This window comes from Aequorivita sp. 609, from assembly GCF_014212065.1.
GTDB lineage: Bacteria > Bacteroidota > Bacteroidia > Flavobacteriales > Flavobacteriaceae > Aequorivita > Aequorivita sinensis.
In genome coordinates, this window is record NZ_JACJVM010000035.1 from 25762 (window position 1) to 41762 (window position 16001).

The 16001-nt window shown below is 35.1% G+C and carries 14 protein-coding genes; 1 reads left to right on the top strand and 13 read right to left on the bottom strand.

The genetic code is table 11. The features are described from left to right. Positions 1 to 34: 34 nt before the first annotated feature. The 11 genes from rlmN to H4O20_RS11945 all read right to left on the bottom strand — a co-directional run bounded on the left by rlmN (position 35) and on the right by H4O20_RS11945 (position 12716). A complete protein-coding gene (gene rlmN / locus H4O20_RS11895) occupies positions 35 to 1075 on the bottom strand; it encodes a 23S rRNA (adenine(2503)-C(2))-methyltransferase RlmN (protein WP_139855977.1) in 1041 nt (346 codons plus the stop codon). 85 nt (positions 1076 to 1160) lie between these two features. After that, positions 1161 to 2819, bottom strand: a complete 1659-nt coding sequence (locus tag H4O20_RS11900) for a T9SS type A sorting domain-containing protein (RefSeq protein ID WP_185099378.1) — start codon at positions 2817 to 2819, stop codon at positions 1161 to 1163. Between the two features lie 220 nt (positions 2820 to 3039). After that, a complete protein-coding gene (gene queA, locus H4O20_RS11905) occupies positions 3040 to 4089 on the bottom strand; it encodes a tRNA preQ1(34) S-adenosylmethionine ribosyltransferase-isomerase QueA (protein WP_185099379.1) in 1050 nt (349 codons plus the stop codon). A gap of 216 nt (positions 4090 to 4305) precedes the next feature. Beyond that, a complete protein-coding gene (locus tag H4O20_RS11910; protein ID WP_185099380.1) occupies positions 4306 to 5571 on the bottom strand; it encodes a 3-phosphoshikimate 1-carboxyvinyltransferase in 1266 nt (421 codons plus the stop codon). Then, positions 5571 to 5810, bottom strand: a complete 240-nt coding sequence (locus H4O20_RS11915) for a hypothetical protein (protein WP_185099381.1) — start codon at positions 5808 to 5810, stop codon at positions 5571 to 5573. Before H4O20_RS11915 ends, H4O20_RS11910 begins: the two co-directional genes overlap by 1 nt. Continuing rightward, positions 5811 to 6137 carry a nucleotide pyrophosphohydrolase gene (locus H4O20_RS11920; protein WP_185099382.1) on the bottom strand — a complete coding sequence of 109 codons (327 nt, stop codon included), beginning with the start codon at positions 6135 to 6137 and terminating at the stop codon, positions 5811 to 5813. It abuts the gene before it with no gap. Next, the gene (locus H4O20_RS11925) at positions 6137 to 8155 is read right to left on the bottom strand and encodes a transglutaminase domain-containing protein (RefSeq protein ID WP_185099383.1); all 2019 of its coding nucleotides are present in this window, start codon (positions 8153 to 8155) and stop codon (positions 6137 to 6139) included. The genes H4O20_RS11920 and H4O20_RS11925 overlap by 1 nt, the downstream gene beginning before the upstream one ends. Before the next feature lie 13 nt (positions 8156 to 8168). Continuing rightward, on the bottom strand, positions 8169 to 10070 hold the full coding sequence (locus H4O20_RS11930) for a DUF3857 domain-containing protein (RefSeq protein ID WP_185099384.1): 1902 nt from the start codon (positions 10068 to 10070) through the stop codon (positions 8169 to 8171). 61 nt (positions 10071 to 10131) lie between these two features. Next, the gene (gene dtd / locus H4O20_RS11935; protein ID WP_185099385.1) at positions 10132 to 10584 is read right to left on the bottom strand and encodes a D-aminoacyl-tRNA deacylase; all 453 of its coding nucleotides are present in this window, start codon (positions 10582 to 10584) and stop codon (positions 10132 to 10134) included. A 30-nt stretch (positions 10585 to 10614) separates the two neighbouring features. Continuing rightward, the gene (gene rsgA, locus H4O20_RS11940; RefSeq protein ID WP_139855968.1) at positions 10615 to 11568 is read right to left on the bottom strand and encodes a ribosome small subunit-dependent GTPase A; all 954 of its coding nucleotides are present in this window, start codon (positions 11566 to 11568) and stop codon (positions 10615 to 10617) included. Positions 11569 to 11633: 65 nt separating this feature from the next. Next, positions 11634 to 12716: a bifunctional 3-deoxy-7-phosphoheptulonate synthase/chorismate mutase type II gene (locus tag H4O20_RS11945; RefSeq protein WP_185099386.1), complete on the bottom strand. Its 1083-nt coding sequence runs from the start codon at positions 12714 to 12716 to the stop codon at positions 11634 to 11636. Positions 12717 to 13127: 411 nt separating this feature from the next. Between H4O20_RS11945 and gldA the strand changes: the two genes are divergently transcribed. Beyond that, positions 13128 to 14027: a gliding motility-associated ABC transporter ATP-binding subunit GldA gene (gene gldA / locus H4O20_RS11950; RefSeq protein WP_185099387.1), complete on the top strand. Its 900-nt coding sequence runs from the start codon at positions 13128 to 13130 to the stop codon at positions 14025 to 14027. On the opposite strand, the gene H4O20_RS11955 is transcribed toward gldA, so the two are convergent. Both H4O20_RS11955 and H4O20_RS11960 read right to left on the bottom strand, forming a co-directional pair. Next, entirely contained in the window at positions 14014 to 14763 is a 750-nt protein-coding gene (locus H4O20_RS11955; protein WP_185099388.1) for a head GIN domain-containing protein, read from the bottom strand. The two genes, gldA and H4O20_RS11955, sit on opposite strands and share 14 nt — an antisense overlap. Before the next feature lie 11 nt (positions 14764 to 14774). Next, positions 14775 to 15884: an acyloxyacyl hydrolase gene (locus tag H4O20_RS11960; RefSeq protein ID WP_185099389.1), complete on the bottom strand. Its 1110-nt coding sequence runs from the start codon at positions 15882 to 15884 to the stop codon at positions 14775 to 14777. Between the last annotated feature and the right edge of the window lie 117 nt (positions 15885 to 16001).

Sequence of the window (16001 nt, forward strand, 5' to 3'; positions counted from 1 at the left end):
ATGGAAAAGAACGGCCTATAGCCGCTCTTTTTATTTACTGTTTGTTCGCCAATTGTCCGCAGGCAGCATCAATATCTTTTCCTCTACTTCGTCTTACCGTAACAGGGATATAGTTGTGTTCTAAAGCCTCTATATAATCGTCGATAACGGTTGATGAAGCCTGTTGGAAATTCCCATCGTCAATCGGGTTGTATTCAATAATATTTACTTTACACGGCACATATTTACAGAAAGCCACAAGCGCCTGTATATCTTCCCATTTATCATTTATATCCTTCCAAACAATATATTCGTATGTAATTTTACGATTGGTTTTACTGTACCAATACTCTAGCGACTCTCTAAGGTCTTCTAAGGTAAAGCTTTTAGCAAATGGCATGATTTGCTCTCTGGTTTCTTGAACTGCAGAATGCAAAGAAACAGCAAGGTTGAATTTCACTTCATCATCAGCGAGCTTTTTAATCATTTTAGGTACTCCAGAGGTGGAAACGGTGATACGCTTAGGCGACATCCCTAAACCTTCGTCACTAGTGATCTTTTCAATTGATTCTAGCACGTTTTTATAGTTCATCAACGGTTCGCCCATTCCCATAAAAACAATGTTGGAAAGCGGTTTGTTATGATACAACCTACTTTCTCTATCTATAGTAACCACTTGATCGTAAATTTCATCTGGGTTTAGATTTCTCATTCGCTTTAACCTAGCGGTTGCACAAAACGAACAATCTAAACTACACCCAACTTGCGAAGAAACACAAGCAGTAGTTCTGTTTTTAGTGGGTATCAACACAGATTCCACCACAAAGTCGTCAAACAACTTTACGGCATTTTTTATAGTTCCATCACTACTTTTTTGAAAGTGATCGACTTTAATGTGATTTATAACGAAATTCTCGTTAAGATGTGCTCGCAGTTCTTTTGAAAGATTAGTCATATCGTCAAAACTATGACTTCCTTTACTCCATAACCATTCATAAACCTGCGTCCCACGGAAGGCTTTGTCGCCAATGCTAACAAAGAAATCTCTAAGTTCTTCTTTTGATAAGGCTCGTATATCTTTCTTCTGTTCTGTCATGCTGCAAAATTAGGGTTTTTAAAACAAAAAAGCCTCTTTTCCAAATTGGATTAGAGGCTTTTGATTATATAGAAATTAGAGGAGGTTAGTGTTTAATTACAATCTTTTTTGTCATTGAATCGTTGTTGTCCTGGTTTACAAGGTAAAGAAAATAAATACCTTCCGATATATTATCTACTATTATTGTATTCATCGTATTCGATAATGATCCTGAATTTATTTCTTGCCCTATTACATTAAACAACTGATATCTTAAATTAGGATAGCGATTGTTTAAAACTGTTAACGTAGTACTGGCAGGATTTGGGTAGATTAATAGTTTCCCCAAATCTTCAAAATCAGGTACATTAAGATTGTTTTGTAGAGTTTCTATACTTGTTTGTCCAGATTCAATTGGGTCTAACCAATCAACCAATCTAGTTTCAGGAGTTGTACCGGAATTCCAAGACACACCAAATCTACCATATAAATCGTAGCCGTTATTTGTTTCTAATCCTAAACAAGCCGATTCCCCAGCGTATAGCTGACCTATAATTTTACCGTTCTCATTAAATAATGGTGAACCTGAAGAGCCGCTTTCCGTAGTTCCTATTTCCCAACCATTTCCAGACCCTTGAGACCCGCCTCCAATAATCCATGCTTTAGTTCCGTTGGCATCAATTTTTTGAGCCCCAGAATCGTCTCTACAAACTTTCATAATATCACCTTGAGGATGGTGTATCCCTACTTCAAACAATGGGTCGGTATCTAAATTATCCCAACCTGCAAAAGCAACGTCCCAAGAATTTGGAATGTCATCGTATAATTTCACAAGAGCAAAGTCGCTTAAGCTATTGTTGGCTTTTAATTCTGCACCACTTATGGTAAAGTTTGTTTGTATATCACTACTGTCTTCTCCAGTTCCACAAACAGGGTTTGGGCTTACCCAATTAAAACGCACAGTCCAAAAAGAAGGGTCGCTATTGTCAAGACAATGGTTAGCAGTAAGCAAATAAGGAGTTTTATCGTTTCGGGTGTTATTGATTAATGCTGAAGAACATAACAATCCATTTCCAAGATTTAGTAAGGCAACAGATTTTTTTAATAAATCTTTTTTCTGATCGAAGTCATTACCAACTGAACAATTAACATCGTAATTACAATCGCCAGACTCATTTATTCCTCTAGAATTATTGAGCATAGTATTTATTGCAGTCATTCTGTATCCGTGAATCACACTCCTTAATTGAAGTTCTGGTTCTCCTTCTACGTTTGGAGGTTGGTAATATTCTATCCAAAGAATATCTCCTTCAACAAACCAAGTACCTATCCGGCCATCATCACGATTTTGATGACTAGTAAACGTTGAAGTTATATCGGTATGTTCATTATTAAAAAGTTGCAATCTAGAACCTGCAGGTAAATAAAACTTATCGAAATTCACGCTCAAATTTACCGCTTCTGAAGACTGAATCGTTGCCTGCCATATTTTACCTCCATTGGGTAATACAGTCCAAAGACCGTTATGTTGCATATCTAATCTAACAGGAATTTCAATACCATATCGCCAAGGCATGCTTTTATCTTGATCGTTTAACTTGTCTTCTCTATTTATAGTTTCTAAATCTATAGCAGGTAACTCGACTATACTGGGTGTGGATTCCATATTCAATCCCCAACTAACAGGTAGCGGTTCTCCATCACCTTGTGAAAAGGCGTAAAGAAAGGTGAAGCATAAAATGAAGAAAAGAGTAGTTTTTTTCATTCAAATATCCGGTTAGTCTTAAATAGAAGAGACTAAGGTAATTTTTTATTTCCACATTTGAAAACCAAAGACTTACAAATACGCTGTACTAACTTTAATTATTTGCAAAATATTCAAGATACCCCACAATCATGGTGATAGGATTAGGATATTATTTAAAAATTAGGAATAAAAAAATCCCGATTTTAGGTCGGGATTTTTCTGATATCTTAAACAGTTATTAGATGATTAACATTGCATCACCATAAGAGTAGAAGTTATATTTTTCTTTAATTGCTTCCGCATAAGCTTCTTTAAGGAAATCGTGACCAGCAAAAGCTGCAGCCATCATCATTAAAGTAGATTTTGGAGTGTGGAAATTCGTAATCATCGCATTTGCTATACTGAAATCATAAGGAGGGAAAATAAACTTATTTGTCCATCCAGTATATGGATTTAAGCGGAAGTTTGATGAAACAGAACTTTCTAAAGCTCGCATAGCAGTAGTACCTACAGCACAAACACGCTTTTTACGCTCTAGACCTGCATTAACTATATCTGCTGTTTCTTGACTGATACTCATTTCTTCTGAGTCCATTTTGTGCTTAGAAAGGTCTTCAACTTCAACAGAACTAAAAGTACCTAAACCAACGTGTAAAGTAACTTCAGCCATATTTACACCCTTAATTTCTAAACGCTTTAAAAGGTGTTTTGAAAAGTGTAATCCTGCAGTTGGAGCAGCAACAGCACCCTCAACTTTTGCGAATATCGTTTGGTAACGCTCAGCATCTTCTGGCTCAACGTCTCTCTTTATGTATTTTGGAAGTGGTGTTTCCCCTAATTCAGTTAATTTATTTCTGAATTCTTCATAAGATCCGTCAAAAAGAAAACGAAGTGTTCTTCCGCGACTTGTAGTATTATCAATAACTTCAGCTACAAGAGTTTCATCATCACCGAAATAAAGTTTATTTCCAATTCTAATCTTTCTAGCTGGATCTACTAAAACATCCCAAAGACGCGTTTCTGAATTTAATTCTCTAAGAAGAAAAACTTCAATACGCGCTCCTGTTTTTTCTTTATTCCCGAATAATCTCGCTGGGAATACTTTAGTGTTATTTGTTACTAACACATCGTCTTCCTCAAAATAATCGATTAAATCTTTAAATAATTTATGCTCAATAGTTCTCGCTTTTCTGTCGAGTACCATCAATCTAGATTCGTCACGGTTTTCTGCAGGATATTCTGCTAATAATTCTGGTGGAAGTTCAAAATTGTAATGTGATAGTTTCATTCCCATAATGCGTCTTGTCTTAAGGTTTTTAAAAGGTTGCAAATATACAACCTCAAGATAGGCGTTGTCAAGTAATTAGCACTTTATTTTGATTACACCTTATGTTTGCTAGGCTTGCAGAGAGTCGTAAAAAGGTTTATTTGTTAAATGATTGCCAATATTATGGGTGCTAAAAAATCTAAAATTTTTATTTAGCAAGAAAACTTCAAATGCCATTTATGGAATTAAAGCTAAATCAATTCCAAATTTTTGTAAGTCATTCCAAAAATTTGGGTAAGATTTTGATACAACCTCTGCATTGTTAATTGTGAGATTAGTCTTCAAAAATAATGGTGCAAATGCCATCGCCATTCTATGGTCTTGATAGGTTTCTATTACAGCATTCGTTTTTATTGAAGTAGCACGCTTTAGAGTTAATGAGTTTTCATCTACTTCTACTGTTGCACCTAACTTTTCTAGCTCAGTTTTTAAGGCTATAAGTCTATCTGTTTCTTTGATTTTTAAGGTGTGTAGTCCTGTTAGTTTACAAGCAATTCCCAATCCAAAACAGCTTACCGAAATTGTTTGAGCTAAATCTGGGGTGTTTGATAAATCGAGGCTTAAACAATCTGGTAATCGAGTTTCAATTTTCGAAATTGTTATAGATTTCTCTACATCATTAAATACGGTTTTAACGCCCAATGCGCGATAAATTTCATCCAAAGCTGAATCGCCTTGTATACTGCCTTGTATATAACTCTTTAAAACTATCTTATTTGTAGCATTTACCCCCGAAAGTGCAACTAAGCTATAAAAATATGAAGCAGAGCTCCAATCAGATTCTACAACTAGAGATATATCTTGAATGTTTTTTGTTGAAGAAATAGTTATTTCATTTTTGTTGAATTGGGCCTTTACACCTATTCTCGTCAACAATGAAAGTGTCATTTCTATATAAGGAAGTGAAGTGGTTTTTCCTTCTAATTTAACATTCAATCCATTTTGAAGCATGGGCGCCACCAGCATTAATGCCGATATATACTGACTGCTAACGTTAGACTGAATTGACACATTGGTTTTCTGAAGATTTCTTCCCTTTATTTTTAAAGGAGGAAAACCATCATTTTTAAGATATTCTATCTCAGCCCCTATGCTTCTAAGCGCATCTACAAGAATTGCTATAGGGCGTTCTTGCATTCGCTTACTTCCGGTGAGTGTGATTTCGGCACCTTCTTTTACAGCAAAATAAGCTGTAAGAAATCTCATTGCCGTACCTGCATGATGTACATCTACTTCTCCATTAGCAACTTGAAGTCCTTTTTTCAGCACCTCAGTATCGTCACTATCTGAGAGATTTTCAATTGAAATATTAGGAAACTGCGCTTGAAGAATCAACAATCTATTCGATTCGCTTTTAGAGCCACTAATATTAATTTCAACAAAATCATTACTCGAATGTAAGGCTCGAGTGTGAAAACTTCCTGATTCTAGGACAGCCTTCATTATCTTTGTTCTTTCTCTTTAATCTTTGCTCTAAATTTTCCGAAGGTTACAAAGAAACCATACACAAAGCCCGCACCGAGAAGTGTAAGCATAAACACCAACGGATTTCTTTCGGTAAAATAAGCCATGCCAAAACCTTCTATTGCCCACTTAATTAAAGCAAACAAAATAGCAAAGGACACTGCTAATGATATTACCGATTTCCAAAAACCTTTGGTGTTTATTACTTTCTTAAACATTTACTTTAATTTTTCGTTGTTGTGGTGCCTATCGTGATCGCGCTTTGTCTTAATATCTAGTTTTTTATTAAAAGCTTCTTCAAGATCTACGCCTGTTTGATTTGCAAGACAAAGCACTACAAAAATAACATCTGCTAGCTCCTCGCCCAAATCTTTATTTTTATCGCTTTCCTTTTCGCTTTGCTCCCCATATCGACGGGCAATAATTCTAGCTACTTCCCCTACTTCTTCAGTAAGTTGAGCCATATTAGTAAGCTCGTTAAAATAACGAACACCATGTTCTTTTATCCAAACATCTACTGCTTTTTGTGCGTTTTTTATATCCATTATGCTTTTGAAAGTACTACTTTTTCGTTTTCTTTTGCTATTAAAAGTTCAAAGAATTTTTTTAAGTTCCCATAATCTTCCGCTGCGATATACGATTGATTTATTGCAAATTCAACCGATAGCTGAAGTTTGTTTCCTGCCTGTGAAATTAAATAACGATAAGTGCCTTGGTTTTCACCTAAATTATAAACCACATTTTCAGGTAGCGACTCAACATTATAACCTTCTGGCAGCGATATAGTAACAATATATCTATCCTTAATCGGATATCCAAAATCTATTGGATACAAGCGAGTTTCAGTTTTAAAGGGAGTTTCTTCTGTAGCTAAAAATACCATAGGCGAAAAATAAAGTTTTCCTGCAACATCTTCTATTAAATCCATAGCTTCAAAATCGTATTTTAGAGATACCGGAGCACCAGGGGAAGCTAAATTTTCGAACTCTAAGTTAGCTAATTCTGCTGGAGTTAAATCTTTTTCTATTTTTTTTCGCTGTGCATCTTCATTTAAACTTTTAAAATCTGAGCGGTATTTAAATGCATAATTTCCAGTAAATCTACTTTGGTTTTTTCCAGTAAGCATTAAATCTGGAGTAATTTCAGCAGCTATCATCGTACTTTTTACAGCAGGAATCATCGAGCTTAACGATACCCAACCCGAAGTTCCATCTTTCTTTACAACACGACCTTTCCAATTTTGAATACTAGACTTTAAAACACCTATTTCAGCATCTTTATTTGTCGCATCTAACAATAACATTCCTTGAGGAAGTTGTACCCCAGCAATTACATAGTTAAAACCATTACGCGTAGGAAAAAGTGGAATTCCATGTGATTTTGTACTAACCAACACTGGATTGGCTTCCAAATTCGCGTGGCGAAGCATAGCCACCAACATTAAATTAATATCGGCTGCATTTCCTGAGCCCTTTTTATAAGCATCTCTAACCCCTTCATTGGTATAATAACCATTGTAGCCATTCCAAGTCATTTTATTTAATACGAAAGAAAAAATACGTCCAATTTTTTCTTCAGAAGAACTAACCCCTTGAAGAATATTGTTTAAGTCTTTTTCAAAATAGTTTTTACGTTCTAATTCAGCTCCAAATAAATCTACTCTATATATACTTTTTGAAACATCTTCCCAATTAGTAGCATAGGTTTTCAACGGCGAACCAGGAAAGTCTATGTAACTCATCTCAAACTGTAAGGCTGTGGTGTAATTGTTTAAGTTACCTACAAACGCTTCTTCTTTTAAAGCCGGTACATTATCGATATCTACACTGTATGTATCTTCTTTAAACTTTACCTCACGAGTGGTAGTCTCAGGAATTCCACTACCACTTAATGGTCTTAAATCTCTAGTTGTTTGACGGAATGTGATAGATCTTTCTCTAGTAACTTTATCTACTTTATATGGCACCCACCCTCTTTGGTGTGTTTTATAAATGAAATATTCTGGAGTTTTGAAAACCATATTCACCTTCTCTATCGGAATTGTTTCCTGAAATCTAAACTCATCTATATTAAAGATAAATGGTGAATTTATTGTGTATTTATACTCTATTACAGCACCTTCGCGAACAGCGGGCATTGTAATTTTTGTCTGTGTGAGGTACTTAGAAGTTTCTTCTTCAAAAATTCCATCTTTTCGAAGTTTTTCGTCTTGAACCTTTCCATTTTCGTCCAAGTAATACGTGTTTCCTCTCAGTCCTAGCAGTTTGTCTTCCCCTTCACCCTTGTACAAATTAATTTCGGCGTTTGCCCAATCAAAACCTTCTTTGTTGTAAATCTTTACTCTTTCGAAGTAATCGGTAACCATATACCATCCGGAATCTTGATTGTATTGAAATTCGGTTTTTACTTCTCGATACAACACTGCAGCGTTTGCAGAAGGATCTGTAGGGTGTTCTTTTTGAAGTAATTCTTCTTTAGAAACCTTTCCAAATCTATAGTCTTGCGCTACTGAAATATTCAAAAAGCACATAGTAATTATTACTGAAAGTAGATTAGTTTTCATAAGTGATAGTTAGTTATTGAACGTTTTGTTTTAAAAGAATTTTGGTTTTATCAAGCCTCGCAATAGATCTTAAAAAATCACGATATTCTTCATATTCATTTGGAGGATACTCTCCTTCTTCAATACGAAGCTTTCGACTGTATATTAATTTATTATCATCGGTTTCATTGAAGCTAACTTCGTATTTCCCAAATTTGGTTTCCAAAGCCAAATCTTCTGGCAGGCCGTCAATGCTGAAATTTTCTGGAAGAGCTACTTCAACAGTATCCACATCAACAAATCCGTGACGGATAAATAGGTTTTGTTTCCTATCATCAATTCGTGGAGGTATGTATTTATTTTGATTGAAAATATTTGGACAAAAGAGAAAATCTTCTCCAACTGGGTTGGCATAATTTGGAACTGAAACTTCAATATTTTCAGTAAAAATCACTTCTTCTCTATCATTTTTAAATTTAATGTCATCTACAGTAAACCCATTTACATAACTCCATCTCTTTTTGTAAAATCTATCTATATCTTCTTGTTTTTGTTTTGGAAGAAGATACTTGCTGTCGTATTGCATCCCTTCAGAAACACCTTTAAAATGCGCAGTAACATTCCCTTGAGCATCTACTGTAAGATTAGTGAAGTTGGTCTGTAAGTTTTCTTGAGTTGTATACGTTTTGGTACGAGTAACTTTTCCTCCTTCAGGAGTCATTATTAATACATCTCGATTATCTGTAAAATCTCCTAAATAACCATAAGGTGTATCTTGACTTGTGCATTCTAACCAAGTATAACCATCATCTTTAGGAATGGCGAGTATAGCGTGATTAAACCAAGGCGTGGCAAAGTTTTCTTCAATCTCCATTATGTTCTCCCCTGCATTAACTAATGTGTAATAGGAAGGTACACCTGCAACTTCAAGAAGAGATTTTGTATACATCGTCAGCGCCTTACAATCACCATAACTTAAGTTATCAACATCCGAAGCAGGCATAGGTTTCCATCCGCCAATTCCTATCTGAATGCTTACATAACGAACTTTATCCTGAACAAATTGGTATATTTTTCTTGCTTTTCCTTCGTTTGTAGTTTCGTTTGCTACTAAACTTCTAACCTTTGCTTTTGTTCCTTCGGGAAGATCACTTACATCGGCAAGGAGCTTATTATCCAACCAACTACCAAATTTTTGCCAGTTCTCACTTGTTCCGGCTGTACCTTTTAATTTAAAATTTTGCAACGCAACCATAACGTGAGGCAATATGCTTCTACTCGATGGGCTGTGTTCTTCCAGGCGAACTGCCTTCAAGTTCACAGCTGTAAAAGTAAGTTCGTTGTAGGTATCTGAAATTGAAATATCAAAATCATCAATATTTCTTGCGCTGTAGTTTGGCTTGTTTAATGGATTGTATTTAATCGTAAACACACTCTTTTGAGTGCTTTCGGCGTATCCACCTAAGGGTTGCCAAGGCTGTATAAAAGCAGAGTCGCCACTTTCGGCTTCACTTTCATAAACTACTATATAAGGGTAGGTAGTAGGCGTGTAATTTAAATAAAGCACACGGTCGTCACTATAAATACTTATCCCAGTTCGACTTACATCGTTAAAATCTTTCTTTTTAAAACTGGCAATTTCTTTCCCAAAAGCATTGTAAATCCAAACTCTAATGTTTTTTACCTTAGAATTGTCGTCGTAGTATTCATAAAGGTTGGTATCGCCATTGCCCATTTTATTTAAAACGGCAATAACACGGCGCTTCGTTGTTTTAACTGTATTAATATTAGTAACATCTAAGGCAACACTCTCGTCTATTAACACACTATTAGAATATTCCAACAACTCCTTATTAATAGAGGCTATTGAAAAATCGTTTTGGGCGAATGTTATAGCTGTGTAAAGAAGTAATACAAGGCAGGTAATTTTTTTCATAATTGGCTTTACAGCGGACCAATATATGAAAATTATAAAAGTTAAAAAAAGGTTAAAGGAATTATTCTCTGTTTTTTGAATCAATCCAAATTGTAACAGGCCCGTCGTTTATTAAACAAATATCCATCATCGCGCCGAAGCTTCCAGTTTTAACCTTCTTATTGGTGATGTTTTCTAACTGCAGAATAAATTCTTCATACAGGGGAATTGCAATTTCGGGCCTAGCTGCTTTTATAAACGATGGGCGGTTTCCTTTTTTTGTACTTGCGTGAAGTGTAAATTGGCTTACTACTAAACACTCACCTTCAACATCTTGCACAGAGAGATTCATAGCGTCGTTTTCATCCGAAAAAATCCTCAATTTAGCTATTTTACCAGCCAACCAATCTATGTCTTCTTGAGTATCCTCAGCTTCTATTCCTATTAAAATAAGCAAACCTTGATTGATTTCAGAATAAATTTTTCCTTCAATGGTAACTGATGCTTTTTTAACCCTTTGAATTAATGCACGCATTATGATTTAATACTTTTTGTAATTGAATATTTACTTTTCGTTGTTATAAATATCTTTTCGGAAGTGTTCTTCTTCGCCTTCTAAAATTTGCAGATAACTTTTGTATCGAGACCAGGCTATTTCCTCTGTTTCTAATGCCTCTTTTACAGCACAATGGGGTTCTTCTAAGTGAAGACAGTTGTTAAACTTGCAATGCTCTTTTAATTCAAAAAACTCGGGAAAGTAGTCTCCTAATTCTTCTTTATCAATTTCTACCACACCAAAGCCTTTAATGCCGGGAGTATCAATAATCTGCCCGCCAAAAGAAAGGTCGAACATTTCAGCAAAAGTTGTAGTATGTTGCCCTTGTAAGTGCTGTTCAGAAATTTTTGAAGTTTTTAAATCTAATCCAGGCTCAATTGCATTTACCAAAGTAGACTTCCCAACACCACTATGCCCTGAAAACATTGTTACCTTGTCTTTCATTATGGCTTTTACCTTATCGATATTCTTGCCTGTAGTGGCTGAAATACCTATACATTCGTAACCAATATTTCGATATACTGCTGCTAGGTACTTTATTTCAAGCAATTCGTCTTCGTTGTACGTATCAACTTTATTAAAAAGAAGTACAGCGTTAATATGATAAGCTTCTGCCGTAACTAAAAATCGATCTATAAAAGTGGTAAACGTTGGTGGGTTGTTAAGGGTTATTAGTAAAAACGCAACATCGATATTTGATGCAATAATGTGTGTTTGCTTTGAAAGGTTAACCGATTTACGAATGATATAGTTTTCACGCTCTTCAATATGCTTTATCACACCTACCGTTTCATCTCCTTTGTTATCCACATCAAACAATACGTGATCGCCTACCGCTACAGGGTTTGTGCTTTTTATCCCGCCAATGCGAAATTTCCCTTTAATTCGACAATCGTAAAAAGTTCCATCTTCTGCCTTAACAGAATACCAACTTCCGGTAGATTTATAAACTATGCCTTTCATTATAATTCATTGATTCAATGTTTAGTATTCAAGATTTACGAAAATACTCAATAATTTTTACGACTCTATTCATTAATCACCTTTTTCTGATGGTTAATAGATTCTTGATGAATAGCTTTATATATTTTTAAAATAAATTCTTCACTGAGGTTGTTTTCTTCTCCTTCTAAAATCATTTTTCCTAAAATCTCATTCCATCGCTTTGTTTGCAGAATGGCTACATTGTTTTTCTTTTTCAACAAGCCAATTTTATCGGCAATCCTCATACGATTCCCTAGAGAATCGATTAATTGACGGTCTATTACATCTATTTGTGTACGTAGTGTTGCTAGCTTGTTGTTAAACTCAACGGCATCACCTTCTTGTTTTCGAATTCTAAGATCGACTGTCATCTTATCTAAGGTTGCTGGCGTAATCTGTTGTGCAGCATCACTCCAAGCATTATCAGGGTCGTAATGCGTTTCAACCATTAAGCCATCGTAGTTTAAATCTAAAGCTGTTTGGCAAAGTTCAAAAATGATATCCCTTCGTCCTGCAATATGCGAAGGATCTAATATTAAGGGTAAATCTGGAAATTTATTTTGAAGGTCAATAGGGATTTGCCATTCGGGATTGTTTCTATAGCGAGTTTTCTCATAAGTTGAAAATCCACGATGAATTACCCCAAGTTTCTTTACGTCTGATGCGTAAAATCGCTCAACAGCGCCTAACCATAAGGCTAAGTCTGGGTTAACGGGATTCTTTACCAAAACAATTTTATCGGTTCCTTTTAAAGCATCAGCAATTTCCTGAACAATAAAAGGTGAAACAGTTGTTCTTGCTCCTACCCAAAGTATGTCTACATCGTGCTTTAACGCTAAATCTACGTGATTGGCATTTGCTACCTCGGTAGCAGTCATTAAACCTGTTTCTTGTTTTGCTTTTTGAAGCCACTTTAATCCTAAAGCGCCAACGCCTTCAAAGTTTCCAGGTCTTGTACGAGGCTTCCAAATTCCTGCACGTAATACCGTGGCGTCAGTTTGTTTTAACTGATGCGCTATTTTCAAAACTTGTTCTTCTGTTTCTGCACTACAAGGTCCTGCAATCACCAAAGGATGAGAGAGCTCCATAGCGTTCAACCAATTGCGCAATGATTTAGTGTTTTCCATATACTAAACTTTAAATTCTAATAGGGTTTTGTACCTCCAAACAAAACATTTGCAAAGTAAACACAATACAATGTTTTAAAGATAATTAGCCAACTATAATATTAGTTATCTTGATATTAAACTGTTATTATTTCTTTTACACAAAAAAAGTCCCAGAAATTTTCCGGGACTTTAAATGTTTTATAATACAATTAACTACACAACCATCCCGCTCCTATTTTATAAAATAGAATTGCCAAAGGTTAATGATGTTTAAAATCGTGTTCATCTTGTAATAATATAGTGCTAAGGTAAACATTTATGTATTGTTAAAAAGACTTAATTTGCCATTTTATTAAACTCTTTGAAAATTTCTACAATCTAAAAAGTTTAAATGCGTTCATTGTGTAACTTTGCTCAACTTATTTCAATATGTCTATTAAAGTAGAAAATATAACCAAAACCTACGGCGAACAAAAAGCGCTGAACAATGTTTCATTTTCAGTAGAAAAAGGTGAAATTGTTGGTTTTCTTGGCCCTAATGGTGCTGGAAAATCTACAATGATGAAGATTTTAACCACCTATCTTCCTGCTTCGGAAGGTGTTGCAATTGTAAATGATTTTGAAGTATCTAAAGACGATATTTCGGTTAAAAAGAGTGTAGGATACTTGCCTGAGCACAACCCTCTTTATTTAGATATGTACGTTAGGGAATACCTTCTTTTTAATGCAGGTATATATAATATTCCAAAATCTGAGGTTGAAAGTGTTATTGAAAAAACCGGGCTTACCCCTGAAGCAAATAAAAAAATTGGACAACTTTCAAAAGGATACAGACAACGTGTTGGATTAGCAAATGCACTGCTTCACGATCCAGATGTTTTAATACTTGACGAACCTACAACCGGTTTAGACCCTAACCAGTTGATTGAAATACGTCAGCTAATTAAGAATGTTGGGGAACATAAAACAGTGCTGCTTTCTACCCATATTATGCAGGAAGTGGAAGCTATTTGCGACCGTGTGATTATTATAAATAAAGGAGAAATTGTTTTAGACAAGAAACTCGCCGACCTTAAAAAGAACAAGCAACAAATTATTGAAGTAGAATTCGACTATCGTGTTGAAGATGTTGCCTTACAACAACTTCCCAAAATTGATAAGGTTGAGAACTCTATAGGTTTTGTATATCAGCTATACTTCAATACCGAACAAGATATGCGAGGAAAAGTTTTTGATTTTGCGCACGACAATGGCTTAAAAATCCTTCAACTGCATCAGAAAAACACAACCTTAGAAAAGCTGTTTACCGAACTTACTACTCAAAAATAAGCCTACCACGATATAATTCTTCAACTTCCACTACAGGAGGTTTATTTTTAGATATAACATCGCCTAAACCGACAATTTTTCCTTTAATTGATTGTTGAGGGTTTACCACCATTGGTCCCGTACTTCGGTGATATACATTTAAATTTTGAACTACTAAGTCTTCTGAATAAATTCTACAATCACTAGCATACAATCCAAAACTAGCATTTGTAGCTTTTCCACTTAAGTAAAACTTAGAAAGCCCATTTGCCGAAACTGTTAGGTTTTCTACCTCTAGATTAATTTTAAAATCGCCATTCGTATGATACTCATCTTCCATCCCAAAATCTTCCGAAAGCAAACTCAATTTGGGATATCTCAATACACCAATGCTCTCAGTTAAATACCCCGTACTACTGCGAATTTCAGTAAGATTTGGAGAGGTTACAAAAATTTTTGTCAGGCCGTAATCTCGAACTAGATTACAGGAATTGTGATTATAAATTTTGAGCACACCATCCACAACTGAAACCTCAACATCGCTTAACAAGTTTTCACCTGTTTCCACCACAACTTTTTGCTCTTCCCCTTGCTGTACGATAAGCTTTGTTCGCTGAGCAACTAGAACTTTGGTAAACTCGGGAACACCAACTTCAGTTTGTATTATATCTCCAGCGGTTTGCGTACAGTCCCAACCAGAATCTGAATTGCAGCTAACCGTTAGTAACACTATTAATAGATATGCTATTTTCTTCATTTTTTTCGTACTTAAAGCCTATACCCAATTCCAAATTCAACAGCTTCGGCCTTTGCCCAATGTGCGTGCAATGTTATTGCCGCAAACACCTTATCGTCAAAGAAATATCGTTTTAATCCTAATCGATTATAAACCCTATTTTCAAACTCATAAGGCCAGTAAACATAATACCCTAACTGACTTACAAAAGCAACTTTATTAAAACGCCATTCGTGACCAATAAAAGCCCCAACACGCTTATAATCTTCATCCCCAGACAGGCCGTCTTCAGGATAGGCTATTGAACGATATTTAATCAATTCTTTTAAAAACATTGAAAAGTAAATATCAACACCTGCTGTAAAGGTGCTTTTATAATTGATTCTTTTATCTACAAATGCTGAAATTACATAGAAAGGCTCCTGACCTAAACCTATTACATCACTTTCGTTTATACCAGTTCTAAAAGCAAGATTATATTTGAATTTTTCGGCATAAGTTCTACTAAGGGAATCTTCTTTTTTAATATACTCGGGAAATTCTTTGTAATCTAATTGATAGCTCAAACCTGCGTTTAATGCAAAGGTGTTGGTACTATTATTAGGTGCTTTTAAATTTGCATTACTGTAGTGAATGAGTGTGAAACCTGCGTGGAAACCTAGACCTTTCCAAATATTTTCACGCACAAAATTTCCTTTCAAAAAAGTTGAACTTAGCAAATGGCTTCCGTAGGCACTGTTGTTATAGTTTGTATCGGGGTTAAAAGGATCTGAGGCATAAGCAACTCCTTGTCCTACACGTAACATTAAATATCTGTTTAAAAAATACCAATTAAAATGGCCGTAAACACCTACAGCTTTGCCTAAAAATTCGTTGTGAAGATTTTGATGCGCTAACGTAAACCCCCAGTCTGGATAGTTATATCTACGCTGCCATTCATTAAAACCATAAGTTTTTCGATTAAAAGAAAGTATAAAACCCGTGGGATGACCCGTAATTACATGCTGAATATCGGAATTGTGTTCTAGAATAGTTCCGTAGAAAAAATCCGCTTCTAAGGAAACAGGCTTCAACTCTTTTTCTTGAGAAAAAAATGGAAGACTAATTAAAAGAACAGTAAATTTTAAAAGAAAATGCTTCATATTTTTTTTATCGGCGATAAAGATAAACTAAACTATAAACATTGAATTAGAGCATTTCTTTTCTTTTTCTCGCTTCTACCTTTACCGTTCACCCCTAAGCTTTTACAGAATATTAAT